Origin of the sequence: Streptococcus sp. NLN76 (assembly GCF_015686645.1) — a bacterium.
Lineage (GTDB): Bacteria > Bacillota > Bacilli > Lactobacillales > Streptococcaceae > Streptococcus.
Window position 1 is genome coordinate 1 of sequence record NZ_JADPMS010000025.1, and the last position, 19,305, is coordinate 19,305.

At 44.1% G+C, this 19,305-nt stretch carries 21 protein-coding genes and 1 pseudogene; 20 read left to right on the top strand and 2 right to left on the bottom strand.

The genetic code is table 11. The annotated features are described in order from the left end of the window. Positions 1-127: 127 nt before the first annotated feature. From I1A59_RS05900 to folD, 6 genes and pseudogenes are all read left to right on the top strand, one after another. Positions 128-346 (top strand): annotated as a pseudogene (locus I1A59_RS05900) (ISNCY family transposase); the annotation flags it as partial. A 330-nt stretch (positions 347-676) separates the two neighbouring features. Beyond that, entirely contained in the window at positions 677-1,276 is a 600-nt protein-coding gene (locus I1A59_RS05905; RefSeq protein ID WP_196091869.1) for a GNAT family N-acetyltransferase, read from the top strand. Between the two features lie 57 nt (positions 1,277-1,333). Then, positions 1,334-1,564, top strand: a complete 231-nt coding sequence (locus I1A59_RS05910) for a DUF1797 family protein (RefSeq protein WP_135037840.1) — start codon at positions 1,334-1,336, stop codon at positions 1,562-1,564. Between the two features lie 149 nt (positions 1,565-1,713). Continuing rightward, on the top strand, positions 1,714-2,397 hold the full coding sequence (locus I1A59_RS05915) for an amino acid ABC transporter permease (protein WP_196091870.1): 684 nt from the start codon (positions 1,714-1,716) through the stop codon (positions 2,395-2,397). Beyond that, positions 2,397-3,131, top strand: a complete 735-nt coding sequence (locus I1A59_RS05920) for an amino acid ABC transporter ATP-binding protein (protein WP_196091871.1) — start codon at positions 2,397-2,399, stop codon at positions 3,129-3,131. Before I1A59_RS05915 ends, I1A59_RS05920 begins: the two co-directional genes overlap by 1 nt. A gap of 15 nt (positions 3,132-3,146) precedes the next feature. Further along, the gene (gene folD, locus I1A59_RS05925) at positions 3,147-3,995 is read left to right on the top strand and encodes a bifunctional methylenetetrahydrofolate dehydrogenase/methenyltetrahydrofolate cyclohydrolase FolD (RefSeq protein WP_196091872.1); all 849 of its coding nucleotides are present in this window, start codon (positions 3,147-3,149) and stop codon (positions 3,993-3,995) included. A gap of 25 nt (positions 3,996-4,020) precedes the next feature. On the opposite strand, the gene I1A59_RS05930 is transcribed toward folD, so the two are convergent. After that, on the bottom strand, positions 4,021-5,565 hold the full coding sequence (locus I1A59_RS05930) for a beta-carotene 15,15'-monooxygenase (RefSeq protein ID WP_196091873.1): 1,545 nt from the start codon (positions 5,563-5,565) through the stop codon (positions 4,021-4,023). Between the two features lie 81 nt (positions 5,566-5,646). Between I1A59_RS05930 and I1A59_RS05935 the strand changes: the two genes are divergently transcribed. From I1A59_RS05935 to I1A59_RS05945, 3 genes are all read left to right on the top strand, one after another. Beyond that, positions 5,647-6,759 (top strand): AI-2E family transporter, encoded by a 1,113-nt coding sequence (locus I1A59_RS05935; protein WP_196091874.1) that lies wholly within the window; start codon positions 5,647-5,649, stop codon positions 6,757-6,759. A 709-nt stretch (positions 6,760-7,468) separates the two neighbouring features. Beyond that, the gene (locus I1A59_RS05940; protein WP_196091875.1) at positions 7,469-9,772 is read left to right on the top strand and encodes a DNA translocase FtsK; all 2,304 of its coding nucleotides are present in this window, start codon (positions 7,469-7,471) and stop codon (positions 9,770-9,772) included. 1 nt (position 9,773) lies between these two features. Then, on the top strand, positions 9,774-10,160 hold the full coding sequence (locus tag I1A59_RS05945) for a VOC family protein (protein WP_196091876.1): 387 nt from the start codon (positions 9,774-9,776) through the stop codon (positions 10,158-10,160). 26 nt (positions 10,161-10,186) lie between these two features. Here the strand turns inward: I1A59_RS05945 and I1A59_RS05950 are convergent, their stop codons facing one another. Then, complete coding sequence (locus I1A59_RS05950; protein WP_196091877.1) at positions 10,187-10,543, bottom strand: DUF3397 family protein; 357 nt, start codon at positions 10,541-10,543, stop codon at positions 10,187-10,189. A gap of 191 nt (positions 10,544-10,734) precedes the next feature. On the opposite strand from I1A59_RS05950, the gene rplK reads away from it, so the two are divergent. The 11 genes from rplK to I1A59_RS06005 all read left to right on the top strand — a co-directional run bounded on the left by rplK (position 10,735) and on the right by I1A59_RS06005 (position 19,254). Continuing rightward, positions 10,735-11,160 (top strand): 50S ribosomal protein L11, encoded by a 426-nt coding sequence (gene rplK, locus I1A59_RS05955; RefSeq protein ID WP_160333093.1) that lies wholly within the window; start codon positions 10,735-10,737, stop codon positions 11,158-11,160. 253 nt (positions 11,161-11,413) lie between these two features. Beyond that, positions 11,414-12,103 (top strand): 50S ribosomal protein L1, encoded by a 690-nt coding sequence (rplA, locus tag I1A59_RS05960; RefSeq protein ID WP_196091878.1) that lies wholly within the window; start codon positions 11,414-11,416, stop codon positions 12,101-12,103. Between the two features lie 85 nt (positions 12,104-12,188). Then, positions 12,189-12,890, top strand: a complete 702-nt coding sequence (gene yycF / locus I1A59_RS05965) for a response regulator YycF (protein ID WP_196091879.1) — start codon at positions 12,189-12,191, stop codon at positions 12,888-12,890. Then, positions 12,880-14,247, top strand: coding sequence for a cell wall metabolism sensor histidine kinase VicK (vicK, locus tag I1A59_RS05970; protein WP_196091880.1), 1,368 nt, complete (start codon positions 12,880-12,882; stop codon positions 14,245-14,247). The genes yycF and vicK overlap by 11 nt, the downstream gene beginning before the upstream one ends. Then, positions 14,237-15,040 (top strand): MBL fold metallo-hydrolase, encoded by an 804-nt coding sequence (locus I1A59_RS05975; RefSeq protein ID WP_196091901.1) that lies wholly within the window; start codon positions 14,237-14,239, stop codon positions 15,038-15,040. Before vicK ends, I1A59_RS05975 begins: the two co-directional genes overlap by 11 nt. 136 nt (positions 15,041-15,176) lie before the next feature. Further along, positions 15,177-15,413 carry a DUF2829 domain-containing protein gene (locus I1A59_RS05980; protein WP_196091881.1) on the top strand — a complete coding sequence of 79 codons (237 nt, stop codon included), beginning with the start codon at positions 15,177-15,179 and terminating at the stop codon, positions 15,411-15,413. Then, positions 15,406-16,104: a 3-oxoacyl-ACP reductase gene (locus I1A59_RS05985; RefSeq protein ID WP_196091882.1), complete on the top strand. Its 699-nt coding sequence runs from the start codon at positions 15,406-15,408 to the stop codon at positions 16,102-16,104. The genes I1A59_RS05980 and I1A59_RS05985 overlap by 8 nt, the downstream gene beginning before the upstream one ends. A gap of 88 nt (positions 16,105-16,192) precedes the next feature. Next, positions 16,193-17,575 carry a bifunctional UDP-N-acetylglucosamine diphosphorylase/glucosamine-1-phosphate N-acetyltransferase GlmU gene (gene glmU, locus I1A59_RS05990; protein WP_196091883.1) on the top strand — a complete coding sequence of 461 codons (1,383 nt, stop codon included), beginning with the start codon at positions 16,193-16,195 and terminating at the stop codon, positions 17,573-17,575. Between the two features lie 3 nt (positions 17,576-17,578). Further along, complete coding sequence (locus I1A59_RS05995; RefSeq protein ID WP_196091884.1) at positions 17,579-18,136, top strand: NUDIX hydrolase; 558 nt, start codon at positions 17,579-17,581, stop codon at positions 18,134-18,136. Then, entirely contained in the window at positions 18,133-18,357 is a 225-nt protein-coding gene (gene macP / locus I1A59_RS06000; protein ID WP_196091885.1) for a cell wall synthase accessory phosphoprotein MacP, read from the top strand. The genes I1A59_RS05995 and macP overlap by 4 nt, the downstream gene beginning before the upstream one ends. Before the next feature lie 204 nt (positions 18,358-18,561). Continuing rightward, on the top strand, positions 18,562-19,254 hold the full coding sequence (locus tag I1A59_RS06005; RefSeq protein WP_196091886.1) for a 5'-methylthioadenosine/adenosylhomocysteine nucleosidase: 693 nt from the start codon (positions 18,562-18,564) through the stop codon (positions 19,252-19,254). Positions 19,255-19,305: the final 51 nt, after the last annotated feature.

Here is a 19,305-nt window from a genome sequence, read left to right on the forward strand (position 1 = left end):
TATCATAAAGGGGAAATCCTTTTTTGTCTAGTCGAATGTTTCACCCAATGGGTGAAAAGCAGAACCTTCCAGAAACCCTGTGATCAATACGGTTTCTGGAAGGTTTTTAAGTTAGGTATGAATAATTGGGGATCTAAACATCGCAGAAAAAACTTATCAAACAAAGGAGTTACTTGAACATGAACTATATTCTAAAACATTTGATCAACCAGAGGAAAACAAAAAAGAAAGACGCAGGTATATACCTCCACAATCTCACCCATGGAAGCTCGCGTCTTTCACTAAATATCTACAGAGGATTGGTAAAACTCAAGAAGAAATTCAAGAGCTTATCAACGCCTCCTAATCATAATACCAAAAAGGGACTCAATTGCAAGAAATTACTCAAATCTTCTTACTTTGATTCCTAATCTACAAAGGGTTAGGACTACTTGATTTTGATTGACAACAGGTTTGAAGCTGTTAGGCTAAATAGCCAAGGCTAATCGTAGCCTTGGTTTAGTTTAAAAAACAGCTTCAAAGGTACCTGGTGTCAAATAAAATCGCGCTAATTATTCTAGCCCATATTAATCATTTTTTCGGGACATAATCATCTTTGATTGACAGTAAAAACTATGAAAAGGAACTACTTGACCCATTCAGGCTCATGCTTTAGAATAAAAGAAAGGAGACAACAATGAATGAAACCGTAAGACTTGCCCGCAGCGAGGATGCCCCTGCTCTTTTGGAAATCTATGCCTACTATGTCCAGGAAACTGCGATATCCTTTGAGCATCAAGTCCCTAGTCTAGCTGAATTCCGGGATCGTATGGACCATATCCAGTCCTTTTATCCCTATTTAGTGGTAGAAGTAGATGGCAAGATTCTCGGTTATGCTTATGCGGGCCCTTTTCGTTCTGCAGCCGCCTACGCATGGGCAGTAGAATCGACTATTTATTTGTCTCCTCAAGAAAAAGGAAGGGGACTCGGACACCTACTCTATGATCGGCTAGAAACTTGTCTCAAAGCTATGGGAATCCTATCTGTTAAGGCCTGCATTGGCTTAGGACAGGAGGGAGATCCGTACAGTTCAGTGGCCAGTCAGATTTTTCATGCGAAACGAGGCTATGTGCAGGTGGCGCATTTTCCACAAGTTGGTTTCAAATTCCAGCGCTGGTATGATATGATTTGGATGGAAAAGGATTTAGGGCCTAAAGATGTAACGATAGAAGGGCCCAAGGCAATCTGGGAGTGTAAAAATTTACAGGAATTGGGTTTGAGTGAAGAAGTCTCCTAGAAATTTACCCTATTCTATGGTATACTAGGTAAGAATTAAGGAAACAGGAGAAATGTAATGGAATCACATTTGGTACGCATTATCAATCGTCTTGAAAAGATGGCGACAGATGGTGGAAATTTGAAACGGAATTTTGAGCGTGACGGTGTAGTTGTAGCCGAAGTTTCCTATAGTCAGGATGAAGAACTGGGCTCAATTTTCACCTTGCGTGATGTTGAAGCGCGTGAAACGTTCACTTTCGATAGTATTGACTTGATTGCAATGGAAATCTACGAACTATTGTATTAATAGATGCAGAAAGGATGGGGTGAGAAGGATCTAAACTAAGGATCAGCTTGCTCCATCCTTTTTTGCATGGAAATCGGGTTCAGCTTGTTTGCTTGTGGGCTTTTTGGTAGAATAATGGATATTTACATTTTTTATTGGAAGGGAATTTCATGTCATTTTCATTTTTACCCCAGTTTCTCCCTTATTTTAACTATGGAGCTCTGGTAACCATTTTTGTATCGGTTTTTGTCGTCTTCTTTGGAACCATCTTAGGAGTCCTCTTGGCTTTTGCCCAACGATCTAAGTGGACTATCTTGCGTTGGATTGCCAATATCTATGTCTGGGTCTTTCGGGGAACTCCCATGCTGGTTCAGATTATGATTGCATTTGCTTTGACACATTTGACGGCGCCATCCATTCAAATCGGTATCTTACAGGTGGATCTTACGCGTTTGATTCCAGGGATTGTTATTCTTTCTATGAACTCTGGGGCCTATGTTTCGGAGACTGTTCGGGCCGGGATTAACGCAGTTCCAAAAGGGCAATTGGAAGCAGCTTATTCCTTGGGAATCCGTCCGGCGAATGCCATGCGTTATGTTGTGCTTCCGCAGGCGGTGAAAAATATTTTGCCTGCCTTGGGAAATGAGTTTGTGACCATTGTTAAGGATAGTTCGTTACTTGCGACGATTGGAGTCATGGAGTTGTGGAATGGAGCACAGACTGTTGCGACCACAACCTATCAAGCTCTCACACCATTATTGGTAGCAGCAGCTTATTATCTGGCCTTGACTAGCGTTTTAGGTTTACTATTGAAAACATTCGAAAATCGACTCAAACAAGAGGAGAAAAAATAATGACGGAAACCATTTTAAAAATTGAAGACCTCCACAAATATTTCGGAAAAAATGAGGTTTTAAAAGGAATTGATTTAGAAATCCATCGAGGAGAAGTGGTCGTTATCATCGGTCCTTCAGGGAGTGGAAAATCAACCTTGCTACGTTCCATGAATCTCTTAGAGGAAGCGACCAAGGGCCATGTCTATTTTGAAGGAGTTGACATTACCGATTCCAAAAACGACCTCTTTAAGATGAGGGAAAAGATGGGAATGGTATTCCAACAATTTAATCTTTTTCCGAATATGACAGTTTTGGAAAACATCACTCTTTCACCGATTAAAACGAAAGGAATGGATAAGGCTGAGGCAGAGGAAAAAGGAAGAGAGCTTTTAACCAAAGTTGGTCTCCCGGATAAGGCGAATGCTTACCCGCAGTCCCTTTCAGGTGGGCAGCAGCAGCGGATTGCAATTGCGCGTGGCCTTGCCATGGATCCAGATTTACTTTTGTTTGACGAACCAACTTCAGCCTTGGACCCAGAGATGGTTGGTGAAGTTTTGGCGGTTATGCAAGAATTAGCGGAGTCAGGTATGACCATGGTGATTGTGACCCATGAGATGGGCTTCGCCCGTGAAGTAGCCGATCGGGTTATCTTCATGGATGGGGGTGTTGTAGTCGAAGATGGCAGTCCAGAAGCTATCTTTGATAATAGCCAAGAAGAACGGACTCGTGATTTCTTAAGTAAGGTCTTATAAAAAAGGAGGTCTCAGATGCAGGTCATGAATGGTAAAGAACTAGCCCTAAAAAAACGGGCTGTGCTGGCTGAGAGGACAGCAGAATTAATCAAGGAACAAGGGATTCGGCCTTGTTTAGTTGTCGTTTTGGTTGGGGAAAATCCGGCTAGTCAAGTTTATGTTCGCAACAAGGAAAAGGCCGCGGTTGAGGCTGGATTTGAAAGCCGTATTCTACGCTATCCTGCAGACCTGTCTGAAGATAAACTTCTGTCCTTGTTGGATGAATTGAATCAAGATACTTCTGTGCATGGTATCCTCATTCAACTCCCATTACCAGCTCAAATTCGGGAAGATTTAGTCCTAGAAGCAATCGATCCTGCTAAGGATGTTGATGGCTTTCATCCATTCAATGTAGGACGGTTGTGGACAGGGGATCCTCTACGAGTTCCTTCAACACCAGCTGGAATTATGGCACTGCTTGAGGAATACGGAATCAATCCTGCTGGTAAAAAAGCGGTGGTGATTGGTCGGAGTAATATTGTCGGTAAGCCTATGGCGGAGATGTTGCTGGCAGCAGATGCGACGGTTACCATTGCTCATTCTAAAACTGAAAATCTAGCCCAATTAGCTAGTGATGCAGATATCTTGGTTGTAGCCATTGGTCGAGGGCATTTTGTGGGTCCTGACTTTGTCAAAGAGGGTGCGGTTGTCATTGATGTGGGAATGAATCGCAATGATGAAGGCAAATTGATTGGCGATGTAGACTTTGAGGCTGTCAAGAACAAAGCCGCTTTCCTAACACCTGTTCCAGGTGGCGTAGGCCCTATGACCATTGCCATGCTTTTAGAGCAGACCTTTCAGGCTGCGGCAGACACCAAGGACTAAAAAAATCGACCGAGGGTCGATTTTTTTAGGTTCTGATAGTTTTTTTCTTTTTATTCAAATAAGAAAGAGTGAGTTCAACTCCTTGAGCTGCATAAGGAGTTAAAAGAAGAATATACATGTAGACGTACTGGCTCTTCGTTTCCCAGATTAGGTGAAAGAGAAAGCCACCCATTAGGAAGATGGTGCCTGCTAACTGAGTGGAAGGAAAATCAGGTTGGATTTTCCGGAACAGGTGGAAAAGGTAAAGGGCAGCGAAAGAGTAGATTGTCCACAAGAGTAGGCTCATTGAAAAATGGAAGATTCGATAGGCGGTACGCCCTTCATAAAGAGATTGTAGGAGGGGCGTGAAGGTTTCTTGATTTCGTTCCCAACGATTGGGCCCCGTCCAAATGGACTGGAAGGTCGGTTCGGTCCAAGTCGAATAAATCTTTTGAAAGAAAAAACGAAAGGCATAGATAGGATCTTTAATGAAGGTGACAATTCGTTTTCGGAGATCACGCTTGGCCATTTCTGTGGCCTGCTCCTCATTAAAATTATTCCGCTGGAGGATTTTAGTATTGTAGCCATCGTACCAGCCTCCTAGGGTTTTTCGATCTGGGTCATCCCTAAGCCCCATGGTCACATAGGCAATTTTAGGAGTACCTGGGCCAATCTCCTGTCCGATAACCCCTTCGTAATAGGAAAGAACTGCCTTGTTCATACCAACCATGCAAATGATACAAGAAATTCCAACCAGAACTTTTTTCCAAGTGAACTCTTTAAGAATAGAGAGGGTTAGAATTCCTAGGATGGTTAATCCAAAAATCATATAGTTGTTTCGAATGACACAGGCTAGGCCCAGAAATAGAGCTGTCAGAAATCCATATCTAAGCTGTTCCTTACGGGCAAAGGTTTGATAAGACGTTAAAGCGAGGAGACAAGCAGTCAGTCCGACGGTACTTCCATAAACAAAGAGAATAAAGAAGAAGTGGGGAAGAAAGGCAAAACTGAAAAAGAGGAGATAATTTCTTGCCAGTTGACTGAATCCCCAGGTGCGTCCCAATCTCCAGATCAAATAGTTATTGGTCAGGGTCCAGACCAGGTTCATCCCAAAAGCGAGGTAGGTCGTTGGGAGGATAGCAGCGTAAATTCGCTCCAAACTCAGAAGACCTAGTTGATGAGGATTTCGATACATGTAGGCTCCAATTGTAGTCAGGGATTCAAAATCGTCTTGATTGAAAGCCAGGGCTGCCTTGTAAACGTGCTTGGCATCCGCTCGAATCTGACCTTCCACGTTGAAGAGAAGGTAGGCCCCCATGACGATATAGAGGATGGTTAGGAATCTGAAGAATTGCTTGTCGGAAATTCTTTCAAAAATAGGACCAAGTCGGAGCAAGCCCCATAGGAACAGGAGTAAACAGGGGAAAAAATACCAGGGATTGACTTGAAAAAGGACTCCCTCGGAAATTTTTATAGGGATAAAAGTGGTTACAAAAAGAGTTGAAAAACTAAAGAAGGCACAAAAGAGCCCGGCCAGCAAGAGAACGAGATAATTCCCAAACTGACCCAGATAGTTAAAAAAACGGCGCACGAAAGGACACCTCTTTCTTGGATTGAAATATTCTTCTAAAATCATACCACATTTGTGCTAGAATAAGGAGAGGAGGACGCTATGTTTCAAAAGAGTAAATTATTTTTCTGGACTGTCGAAATTCTTCTCTGTAGTCTGGTTCTCTTTTTATGGAGGGAAATGGGGGAGATTATTACACCGGCTGTTCGGGTACTAAACACCATTTTAATTCCGTTCCTTTTGGCAGCTTTTTTTTATTACATCACCAATCCCCTGGTTGAGTTTTTAGAAAGAGTTTTTAAAATCAAACGTGGTCTTGGGAGTTTGTTGGCTGTTGCTGGTTTGATTGGTCTCCTTGTTTGGGCGGTGGTTTATTTACTCCCAATTTTGATCAATCAGCTAACGAGTTTGATTTATGCGAGTCAGGGAATCTACCGTGAAGCCCAGTCTCTAGTGAATCATCTCGCTGAAGAGCCGATTTTAAGGAATGTTGATATTCAGAAAACGGTTGCAGACTTGAACTTATCTTATGTGGATATTTTACAAAATATCTTGAATAATGTTACGACCAGTATTGGAAGTCTCTTTTCGGCGGTTATTAATACGGCTTTCATTTTGATCATGACTCCTATTTTTCTGGTTTATTTCTTATTGGATGGAAAGAAACTTCTTCCCATGTTGCAACGGACAGTCTTAAAACGTGATTCTTTGGATATTGCCTCCTTATTGATTACTTTGAATAAGACCATCGCACGCTATATCAGTGGAATTTCGATTGATGCCTTGATTATTTTTACGCTCACTTTAACCGGTTATTCGATTATCGGCATTCGTTATGCTTTGGTCTTTGCCATCTTTCAAGGGGTGTGTAATCTGATCCCCTATGTGGGTCCCACGATTGGGATGATTCCCATGTTGATTACCTATGCCTTTTTGGATCCACAGAAAATGCTGATGGCATTGATCTACATGCTAATCCTTCAACAGGTGGATGGGAATATTCTCTATCCTCGGATTGTGGGAGGGGTAATGAAGGTTCATCCAATTACCATCATGGTCTTACTTTTGTTATCAAGTAATATTTACGGAATCGTAGGCATGATTGTTGCCATACCTTTATATTCGATTTTAAAAGAAATTGTGAAATTCGCTTGGGAACTGTATGAACACCATAAAGAAAATCAAATGCGAAAACAGTTAGATACGGATATTTGAGAGGGAGTGGGAAAGAACTCCGTTGATTAATGAAGAGTTCGTTACAAGTCTTTATTGCAAGTTGTAAGCTGAAACGATTTTTCCCAAAAACGACCTCGCTCTTTTTATTGTTAGGCTCAGGTACAAACAGTCTCTTCCCAGACTGTTTGTATCACCTCCGGTCTAAAGGCATGGTGAATGCCTATAGAGTTTATAGATGAAATGAACGAAGTTCATGTCAAAGTTGATTCGGTTATTTTCGGAGGTCAAAGAGTCAGGAATTGACTCTTTGAGTATCTGGATAAGAGAACATGAAATGTTCTCTCAATAAAAGCGAACAGTTGTTATTTGCTTCGCAAATCCTATCTGATACCTCAAACAGCCTTTTAGCTGTTTGAACGAATCAACCACTGCGTCAAAGAGTTTTTGCTAAATAAAAGTTCGAGACTGGTACTTTGTACCCAGCCTCTTTTCTTATATGAGGACTAGGAGGACGGTGGAGATGAAAGGGAAATTTTTGACAAAACTTGTGTTTATCAATGTTTTATTTTTAGCAACCGCTTATCTCCGGACTCTACTTCTGGGCCTCCCTTTCAAATGGTGGATCAGTATAGGCTTGGCTACTGGTTTCTACTTTGTTTTGAATTGGCCTTGGAGGAAGGGAAAACATTCTAAGAAGTAATTCGAGCTTGTTTTTGGGTTACGGGAGGTCAGATGGTATAATAGGACTATGGCAAAGAAAAAGAAATCAACAGGAAATAAAACAAGGAGGCCCAGTAAGGCTGAACAGGCTAGGCAGGCAGCAATCCGGCGGATGTTTATCTCTCTGGGGCTGGCTGTTCTGATCATCATAGCCCTCCTCCAAGTGGGGGCTTTTGGGCGTACCCTTTATAATCTAGTGCGTTGGGGTGTGGGGAGTCTTGCTCCAGCCCTCTTAGTCGCGATTTTCATCTATCTTTTTACCTTCAAGTGGTTACGAGATCGTCCAGGATTTTGGCCAGGAGTGGCCGCAGTTTTAGCTGGGTTACTCTTGATTTGGCAAGCCTATTTTGTCAGTGGCCTGCCGCAAGATATGCCTGTCCTTAGTGGTCACCTCAGTATTTTGACCAGTGAGCTACTGAGCTTGCAGGTGACGCAGTTTGTGGGTGGCGGTCTTCTAGGGCTTTTCCTTTACATTCCCGTAGCATTTTTATTTTCTAACATAGGTTCCTATTTTATTGGAATTCTTTTCTTGGCACTGGGAAGCCTGCTCTTGAGCCAACTTTCGATCTACGATGTGGGCGATTGGCTCTTGAATACGTATCACCAATTAACCGAAGCAGGTGAAAGCCTTTATTTGCGGGAGCGCCAGCGACGGCTTGAAGCAAAAATAAAAAAAGAGGAAGAAGAGCAAGAGTTGGCTGTGACCGATGAAAAAGAGCTTGCCCCTCAAGCCCCTCTACCAACGGTAGACTTGGAGACAGGTGAAATTCTGGAAGCAGCACCGCTTCCAGAAGAACCGGCCATCTTCTTGGAAGAAGTAGAGACGATGGAGGAAGAGGACGAGATGCTGCCCCAAGAGGAGGTAGTCTTTGATCGTTCACCAATTGTCAGCCAGTATGTTGGTTACCGACTTCCTTCAATCGACCTGTTTCCAAGAGAAAAAGCCAAAAGTCAAGCTAGAGAACAGCAGCAGGTCAGAGATAATATCCGGATTTTGGAACAAACCTTCGCCTCTTTTGGAATTGATGCCAAGGTGGAGCGCGCTGAAATTGGACCATCTGTGACCAAGTATGAAATAAAACCAGCTGTCGGAGTCCGTGTTAACCGAATTTCGAATCTAGCGGATGACTTGGCCCTAGCCTTGGCAGCCAAAGATGTGCGGATTGAAGCGCCGATTCCCGGCAAATCCTTGGTGGGGATTGAGGTTCCCAATAGTGAGGTGGCGACTGTCGGCTTCCGGGAACTTTGGGAACAAGCCAAGGTCGATCCAGGTAAACTATTAGAATTGCCTTTAGGTAAGGCTGTAAATGGTCAGGTTCGCAGTTTTGATTTAGCCAAAATGCCACACTTGCTCGTTGCCGGTTCCACAGGTTCCGGAAAATCCGTTGCGGTCAATGGGATTATCGCCAGCATCTTAATGAAGGCTCGTCCGGATCAGGTCAAATTTTTGATGATTGACCCTAAAATGGTGGAGTTGTCAGTCTATAATGACATCCCCCATCTCTTGATTCCAGTCGTAACCAACCCCCGCAAGGCCAGTCGTGCTCTGCAAAAGGTCGTAGATGAGATGGAAGATCGCTACCAACGTTTTTCCAAGGTTGGAGCTCGCAACATCCAAGGCTATAACGAACGGGTGGCCGCCCACAATGCGGAGTCTGATTTGAAAGAAGTGCCGCTTCCTTTGATTGTCGTGATTGTGGATGAGCTCGCCGATTTGATGATGGTGGCTAGTAAGGAAGTGGAAGATGCCATCATTCGCTTGGGTCAAAAGGCGCGTGCAGCGGGGATTCACATGATTCTGGCGACGCAACGTCCGAGTGTGGATGTTATTAGTGGACTGATTAAGGCCAATGTCCCGAGTCGGGTAGCCTTCGCGGTATCCAGTGGAACGGATAGCCGGACCATTTTAGATGAAAACGGGGCTGAAAAGCTCCTGGGACGAGGCGACATGCTCTTTAAACCAATCGATGAAAATCATCCCGTGCGTCTCCAAGGTTCCTTTATTTCGGACCAAGCGGTTGAGACTTTGGTGAACTTTATCAAGGACCAAGCAGAGGTGGATTATGATGAAGCCTTTGACCCAGGAGATGTCAGTGAAGCGGATGATTCTGGTAATGGGGGGGCTAGTCAAGGAGACCCGCTCTTTGCCCAGGCCAAAGCCCTGGTGATTGAAACTCAAAAAGCATCGGCCTCCATGATTCAACGGCGTCTTTCCGTTGGCTTTAATCGGGCTACACGTTTGATGGAAGAGTTGGAACAAGCCGGTGTTATCGGGCCCGCAGAAGGAACCAAACCGCGTAAGGTTCTTATTACTCATATGGAGGAAGAATAGAATGAATTTTACTGGAGTAGATCACATTGCCATTATTGGTCATGATGCCGATCGAATGTTAGAATTTTATGTGGAACACCTTGGCTTTTCTATTCTTGAAGATCACGACCGACCCGAAAAAGAAGATCGCTTGATTTTAGTTGAAAAAAATGGCTTGGTTTTGGAATTATTTGTGAAGCCCCGGGCTCCCAAAAGACCAGCACTGCCGCATCCTGAACAGACAGGGTTGCGACATCTCGCTTTTAAGGTTGAGGACGTTGAAGCAACTTTAGACTATTTTGACCAAGTGGGAATTTCCCACCAAGGTCTGCGCTACGACGACTTTAACCAGAAAAAGATGGCTTTTTTCTTTGATCCAGACGGTCTTCCCTTGGAGTTGCATGAATAACAAAAATAGTTCAGCCATCGGCTGAACTATTTTGCTTGGAAAAAAAGAGAGATGGTCATGGCCACATACATAAAGATCATGAGTAAGAAAGAAAGGCGCCAGTAATATTTGAAGAATTTTGGATAGTAGAAGGTTCGGTAGCGGATGAGGAAGTAGCAGATGAGAATCAGGCCTAATCCGCCCATGGCTACCCCCAATTCTGGCAATAGATGATGATAAAAGGCCTGGTCTGATACCCAATAAAAGGCGTAGGCAAAGAGGGGAACCATCAAATCCATGGCCCGTATCCCTAGCTTATGAATGGGGAGTAGACGGGTCAGGAAAAGACTGAGAACAGGAATCCCTACCAGGAGGGCTAGGGCAAGTAGTTGTAAAAAAAGCATGGGTCTACTCCTCTGACGTTTTCCTCCATTTTAACATGGAAAGCCTTTTTAGGGCAAAAATTTAAAAAGAAAAGAAGTTTCCTCTTGCATTTTCTTCAAAAAGCTGTATACTAGAAAGGTATGCGACTCGCATACTTGTGGGAGGTAAAAATCTTTCATTACCGCCAAAACCACAAAGGAGGATTTAAAAAATGGCTAAAAAAGTCGAAAATATTGTTAAATTGCAAATCCCTGCCGGTAAAGCGACTCCAGCTCCACCAGTTGGTCCAGCGCTTGGTCAAGCAGGTATCAACATCATGGGATTCACCAAAGAGTTTAACGCTCGTACAGCTGATCAAGCTGGTATGATCATCCCAGTTGTTATCTCTGTTTATGAAGATAAATCATTTACATTCGTAACAAAAACACCTCCAGCTGCTGTACTTCTTAAGAAAGCTGCAGGAGTTGAAAAAGGTTCTGGTACTCCAAACACTGAAAAAGTAGCAACTGTTACACGTGCTCAAGTACAAGAAATCGCTGAAACTAAAATGCCAGATTTGAACGCAGCGTCTGTTGAAGCAGCAATGCGTATGATTGAAGGTACTGCTCGTTCTATGGGATTCACTGTTGTTGACTAGGGAGTCATACAGAACTAAGTAGGAACTACTTAGTTCGTTGTAGGACCCTCGCACAGTTGATTAGGTGTTTTCAGAACTGAAAAGTGAATGAAAATACCAATCAACCACTGCGCATAGCTTTCAACTTCTGAAATGTTTTTGAGAGCTGGATTTCAACAAATAAAAGGAACCCAAAACCCGCAAGACTTCATCATTTCGATGAGTGACGTGGGAGATGAAAATCGATTGAACCACTTACAAGGAGAAAGATAAAATGGCTAAAAAAAGTAAAAACCTTCGTGCTGCCCTTGAAAAAATTGACAGCACAAAAGCATACAGCGTAGAAGAAGCTGTAGCTCTTGCAAAAGAAACGAACTTTGCAAAATTTGATGCAACTGTTGAAGTTGCTTACAACTTGAACATCGACGTTAAAAAAGCTGACCAACAAATCCGTGGTGCGATGGTCTTGCCAAACGGAACTGGTAAATCACAACGTGTTCTTGTTTTCGCACGTGGTGCGAAAGCTGAAGAAGCAAAAGCCGCTGGTGCAGACTTTGTTGGTGAAGAAGACCTTGTTGAAAAAATCAACGGTGGTTGGTTGGACTTCGACGTTGTCGTTGCAACACCTGATATGATGGCACTTGTTGGACGTCTTGGACGTGTCCTTGGACCTCGTAACTTGATGCCTAACCCTAAAACTGGTACTGTTACGATGGATGTAGCAAAAGCAGTTGAAGAGTCTAAAGGTGGTAAAATTACTTACCGTGCAGACCGTTCAGGTAACGTGCAAGCAATCATCGGTAAAGTTTCCTTTGATGCTGATAAATTGGTTGAAAACTTCAAAGCTTTCCACGATGTTATCGTTAAAGCGAAACCAGCTACAGCTAAAGGTACCTACATGACAAACGTAACCATCACTACTACACAAGGTGTTGGTATCAAAGTAGACCCATCTTCTTTCTAAGAAGGGGTTCTGAAAAGAGGCTAGAACTAGGGTTCTAGCCTCTTTTTTGGTATAATGGAGAAAGTACCGAGAAAGGTGAACTTATATGAAGAAAATTCTAGTAGTAGATGACGAGAAACCCATCTCTGATATTATAAAATTTAATATGACCAAGGAAGGTTATGAAGTTGTAACAGCCTTCGATGGTCAAGAAGCTCTGGAAGTCTTTGAAGCAGAACAACCGGATATTGTGATTTTGGATTTGATGTTGCCTGAGATTGATGGATTAGAAGTTGCTAAGACCATTCGTCGTACCAGCAATGTTCCTATTATTATGCTGTCAGCTAAGGATTCCGAGTTTGACAAGGTCATTGGTTTGGAAATTGGAGCTGATGACTATGTTACCAAACCCTTTTCCAATCGAGAATTGCAGGCGCGTGTTAAGGCAGTGCTGCGTAGAACAGAATTGATTGCGGATGTTCAAGACGAAGAGGGCAAACCAAGTGAATTGGTGATCCGTGACCTTAAGATTTTTCCGGAAGCCTTTGTGGCCCATAAGCGGGATCGGGAGTTGGAGTTGACCCATCGTGAATTCGAATTGCTCTTGCATTTAGCTTCACACGTTGGTCAGGTTATGACTCGCGAGCATCTTTTGGAGACTGTCTGGGGCTATGACTACTTTGGAGATGTCCGCACGGTTGATGTCACCATTCGTCGCCTTCGTGAGAAAATCGAAGATACTCCAAGCCGTCCTGAATACATTTTGACTCGCCGCGGTGTCGGTTATTATATCCGTCATGATCATTAGAATTCGCGATTTCCTCTTTACCAGTGATATTATTTTTGCTCTGATCGTTATTGCTTTTATCATCGTTGTTGCTCTTTTAGCTTTTGAAAATCGAAAAGACAATCAACGCATAAAAAAATTGAATGAAAAGATCGAAGAGCTAATTGCAGGTCAACATACCCGTTTGGAAATGGATTCGCAAAATCCGGATATCCATGAACTGATCACATCCGTCAATGATTTGTCGGATGTGATTCGGGTTACACAGGAAAATCTGGAGCAAGAAACAACACGCTTGTCCAGTGTCCTATCTTATATGACGGATGGGGTTTTAGCAACCAATCGGAAAGGGGAAATTACCCTCATTAATGACATGGCTTCTAAGATGTTGGGGGTCTCAGAAGAAACTGCATTGGGGCAATCCATTTTAAGCCTGTTGGAAATTGAGGATCGTTACGATCTTCGACAATTAATTGTGGAGACACCAGAGGATACCATTGATAGTCAAGATGCCAATGGTGAATATCTGACCTTGCGTGTCCGGTTTGCTTTGGTAAGACGGGAAAGTGGCTTTGTTTCTGGTTTAGTGGCGGTTTTGCACGATACGACCGAACAAGAAAAAGAAGAACGGGAACGCCGACTTTTTGTATCCAATGTTAGTCATGAGCTCCGAACTCCTTTAACCAGTGTCAAATCTTACTTGGAGGCTTTAGAGGATGGAGCACTGACAGAACCAGTGGCGCCGGAGTTTATCCATGTGTCCCTAACAGAGACCAACCGGATGATGCGGATGATTACAGACCTCTTGAGTTTGTCACGAATTGATAACGAGGCTAGTGATTTGGAAGTTGAACTCATTAATTTCACAGCATTCATGACTCACATTCTCAATCGCTTTGATAAGATTCGCAGTCAGGAGGAAAGCAAGCACTATGACATTGTTCGCCAGTACCCGATTTCCCCTATTTGGATCGAAATTGATACCGATAAGATGAATCAGGTCTTAGATAATATTCTCAATAATGCCATTAAGTATTCACCTGATGGAGGAAAAATTACAATCTCCATGCGGACCACTGATACTCAACTCATTATTGTGATTTCCGACCAGGGTCTAGGCATCCCGCAAAAAGACTTGCCACGAATCTTTGACCGCTTCTATCGAGTGGATAAGGCGCGTAGCCGGGCCCAAGGTGGCACCGGCCTAGGCTTGGCCATTGCCAAGGAAATTGTGAAGCAACATCATGGATTTATTTGGGCCAAGAGCGACTATGGGAAAGGCTCCAGCTTTACCATTGTGTTACCATACGAAAAAGCCCTCTCCGAGGATGGAGATTGGGACGATCAAACAGGAGTAGATGCAGACAGTGACAAATAAAGGATTTCAGTATAGTATTTTAGCCTCAGGTTCAAGTGGGAATTCATTTTATGTAGAAAGTGAAAAGAAACGAATTCTAGTGGATGCTGGCTTGTCTGGTAAAAAAATTGAAAGTCTGCTTGCCGAGATTGATCGAAATGCCAGTGATTTGGATGCCATTTTTGTAACCCACGAACACAAAGATCACATCCATGGCGTAGGAGTTTTGGCTCGAAAGTATCATCTCGATATTTACGCCAACCAAGAGACTTGGGATGCCATGGAAGGTCACCTAGGAAAACTCGCTACGGAGCAAAAACATATTTTTGAAATGGGGAAAACCCTGACTTATGGGGATTTGGATATTGAGAGTTATGGTGTTAGCCATGATGCCGCTGCTCCTCAATTCTACCGCTTCATGAAGGATCAAAAAAGTTTTGTCATGCTGACAGATACAGGCTATGTTAGTGATCGTTTAGCAGGTCTCATTGAAAACGCAGATGCCTATCTCATCGAAAGTAATCACGATATTGAAATCCTTCGCAGCGGCCGCTATCCCTGGTCTCTCAAGCAGCGGATTCTTTCAGATAAAGGTCATTTGTCAAACGAAGACGGTGCAGAAACTATGATTCGAACCCTTGGTAATCAAACTAAGAAAATCTATCTCGGCCACCTCAGTAAAGAAAACAACATCAAGGAATTGGCCCACATGACCATGGTCAATAACCTTGCCCAAGCCGATTTGGCAGTAGGACATGATTTTCAAGTTTTAGATACTTCCCCAGATCAGGCAAGTCCTCTGACGAGGATATAGTGATGATCTAGAGGGTAGTAGTCAAAAGACCCGTCTGGGTCTTTTTGTAATCCTGTTTTATAAAGATTGAAGAAGGTGTTCCATTTTGGTTCTTTAGTGTATAATGCTTATAAAATATAAAAAAGTGGAGGCGAATATGCGTTTTGAAGAGATGTTGCCTGGGTTAAGGGCTAAGAAGAGATATGTCCGTCAGGGATGGGGAGGGGCAGAAAATTTTGTGCAGCTTTTTGACCATCTGGAAGTGGAAGGACAGATGTTGGAAGTGACCCCCTATTTCTTGATCCATGTATCTGGAGAAGGCGAAGGGTATTCTATGTGGAGTCCAACTCCTTGTGACGTGCTAGCTGAGGATTGGGTAGAAGTGGATGACTAGGAAGGTCTTGATTACGGGAGTTTCCTCCGGTATCGGTTTGGCCCAGGCCATGGCTTTTCTGGAGCTGGGGGACCAGGTCTACGGGGTGGATAAAGACCCTGCTCCGGAATTAAAGGGAGATTTCCACTTTATGCAGGTGGACTTGACCCGAGACTTGGATGCAGTGTTTTCTTGGGTCGGGCAGGTTGATGTCTTGCTCTTGACTGCTGGAGTTCTTGATGCCTATACTCCGCTTCTGGACATGTCCAAGGAGCTTTGGGACAAGGTCTATGAAACAAATGTCCGCGTGCCCATGGAAATGAGTCGTCACTACCTGTCGAAAATGGTACGGAAGGGGCACGGGGTCATTATCACCATGTGCTCGATTGCTAGTAAGGCAGCGGGTGGCGGTGGTGCAGCCTACACCAGCTCCAAGCACGCGCTGCTGGGGTTGACCAAGCAAATGGCTCTGGACTATGCTGGGACTGGCGTTCAAATTTTTGGGATTGCTCCAGGTGCGGTGCAGACTGGGATGACCCGGTCGGATTTTGAACCGGGTGGCATGGCTGAGTGGGTGGCTAAGGAAACTCCTATTCAGCGTTGGACCCAGCCAGAGGAAGTGGCAGAGTTAACAGTCTTTTTGGCAACTGGCAAGATGGCTTCGATGCAAGGAGCTATTGTGACCATTGATGGGGGATGGACCTTGAAGTAGGAAGCTTGAGTTTGGCTCGGGCTTTTTTCTTTTTAAGGGAAAAATGCTATAATAGGGGATGAGTACGACAAGAAATAGAGGAATGAATATGTCAAATTATGCCATTATCCTAGCAGCTGGAAAAGGAACACGGATGAAATCCGATTTGCCCAAAGTGCTTCACAAGGTTTCTGGAATTACCATGTTGGAGCATGTTTTCCGGAGTGTCTCTGCACTCGCTCCTGCCCAAACGGTGACGATTGTTGGACATAAAGCAGAGATGGTAGAGCAGGTACTGGCGGGGAAAACCCACTTTGCTTTGCAGGAGGAGCAGCTAGGAACAGGTCATGCGGTCATGATGGCTGAAGCGTTTTTGGGTGATTTGGAGGGGCAAACGCTGGTGATTGCAGGCGATACTCCCTTGATCACGGGTGAAAGCCTCAAGTCTTTGGTGGACTTTCATATTAATCATAAGAATGTAGCGACGATTTTGACTGCCGAAGCGGACAATCCCTTTGGTTATGGGCGCGTGGTTCGGAATGCGGATGGTGAGGTTCTGAAGATTGTCGAGCAGAAGGATGCTAGCGATTTTGAGCAACAAATCAAGGAAATCAATACCGGTACCTATGTCTTTGACAACCGCCGACTTTTCGAAGCCCTCAAGGACATCAACACGGATAATGCCCAAGGGGAGTACTACCTAACCGATGTTATCGGCATCTTCCGCCAAGCAGGTGAGAAGGTTGGAGCTTATATGCTTCGTAATTTTGAGGAAAGTTTAGGGGTTAATGACCGTTACGCACTATCCATTGCAGAAAATGTCATGCGTCATCGCATCAACAAGGGACATATGCTCAATGGAGTGACCTTCCAGAACCCAGCGACTACAAGCATCGACATTGATGTAGAGATTGCCGGTGATGTGGAACTGGAAGGCCAGGTGACTTTACGGGGAAACACCAAGCTTGAAGCGGGTGTCTATGTCAGTGCGGGATCTTATCTGGTGGACAGTCACGTCGGTGCCAACAGTCAGATTACCCATTCCATGATTGAGGAATCAACCATTGGCCAGGACGTCACCGTGGGACCTTACGCACATATTCGGCCAGGCTCCAGTTTGTCTGATACAGTCCATGTCGGAAACTTTGTCGAGGTCAAGGGTTCTAGTCTAGGTGCTGGTACCAAGGCTGGCCATTTAACCTATATCGGCAATAGCAAGGTTGGGCAAGATGTCAACTTCGGAGCTGGAACAATTACCGTTAATTATGACGGTCAGAATAAATATGAGACGAAGATCGGCAATGGTGTTTTTGTCGGTTCCAACTCGACCTTGGTGGCTCCGCTAACGGTTGGAGATCATGCCCTATTGGCTGCTGGATCCACGATTACAAAAGACGTTCCGGAGAATGGCTTAGCACTAGGACGGTCACGTCAGGTCAATAAGGACGAGTATGCTAAGAGATTCCCACATCATCCTGAACAAAAGGGGTAAGCTATGAATTTTGAAGAAAAAACAATCAGCCGCCAGGAAATTTTTCAGGGCCGTGTTTTCCGGGTAGCAGTAGACCAGGTGGAGTTGCCAGATGGTAAAGGGACCTCCACACGCGAGTTGGTTTTTCATAATGGTGCGGTTTGTGTGTTGCCGATTACCAGCGACAATAAAGTAATCCTCGTCAAACAGTACCGCAAGGCGATTGAGGGAACCAGCTTGGAAATTCCTGCTGGAAAATTGGAAATTGGTGAAAATGCCGATCCCAAGGCTGCGGCCCTTCGGGAGTTGGAAGAAGAAATTGGCTATACAGCTGATTTAGACTTGCTCTATGATTTTTACACGGCCATTGGTTTCTGCAATGAAAAGGTTAAGCTTTTCCTGGGTCGGAATTTAAGCAAGGTCGCTAATCCCCGTCCTCAAGATGAGGATGAGACCCTGGCTCTCTATGAGCTTGACTTGGAGCAAGCTTTGGCTGCTATTGAGTCAGGTGATATCTGTGATGCCAAAACCATTATGGCCATTCAGTACTGGCAAATACTGGAAAAGGGGAAAGGCCTATGACCGATCGACAACCATTTGATCCAGAATTGTATGAAGAAACCGAACCACTGGATTTGGATTTGTTAAACAAGATTGACCGACTAGAGGTGGAACCAGAGGTTCGAAAAAGTCGGCAGGCCGAGAACCAAAAGCGGGCGCGTTTTCAACACACCCTGAATAAAATTCTGTTTTGGCTGATACTCCTGTTAGTATTGTTGCTGGTATTTATGTTTGTATTGTAGGAAAGTAATACACTATACAGTTCAAAATCTGAATCTTGTTAAGCCTCTACGGTGAACGCTAAGCTCAACCGTCATGGGTAAGGTTTGCAAGCTTTGCTTGAACCATTTAGGCATAAAATATAATTCAATTTCTGAATTAAAATTCGAGTTAGATTTCAAACTGCTTTGAGTGTTCTGATTTTGAAATTAAATTGGTATAAGAAAATGAAAATTGGAATTATTGCGGCGATGCCGCAGGAATTGGCAACCCTCTTGGAAAAATTGGAAAATGCCCAGAAACACCTTCGTCTCCGTCAGGTTTACCACACAGGCCATATTGGACGACACGAGGTGGTCTTAGTGGAGAGTGGAATCGGGAAGGTCATGTCAGCCATGACGGTTGCCATTCTAGCCCAAGACTTCAAGGTGGATGCGGTGATTAACACTGGTTCGGCTGGAGCGGTAGCTCCAGGCCTGCAAGTAGGGGATGTTGTCCTTGCGGATTGTTTGGCCTACCATGATGTGGATGTGACTGCCTTTGGCTATGCCTATGGTCAAATGGCTCAGCAACCGCTTTACTTTGAAACCAGCAAGTATTTTCAGTCGGTTATTAAGGAAGTATTGGAGGAACAGGGACAAGCCTATCAAATGGGACTGATCGCGACAGGGGACTCCTTTGTGGCCTCGTCTGAGCGGTTGACTGAGATTAAGGCTGCTTTCCCAGATGTATTGGCTGTTGAAATGGAAGGAGCAGCTATTGCCCAAGCTGCCCACTCCATCGACCTGCCAGTTATGGTGGTTCGTGCCATGAGTGATACAGCTGAGCAAGATGCAGCGATTTCCTTTGATGAATTCATTGTGGAAGCTGGCCGTAAATCCGCTCAGGTTTTGGTCGCCTTTTTACAAAAATTAGTGTAGGGAGTGGGACAGAACTCCATTAGTCGAAAAAAGAGTTCGTTACAAGTTTTT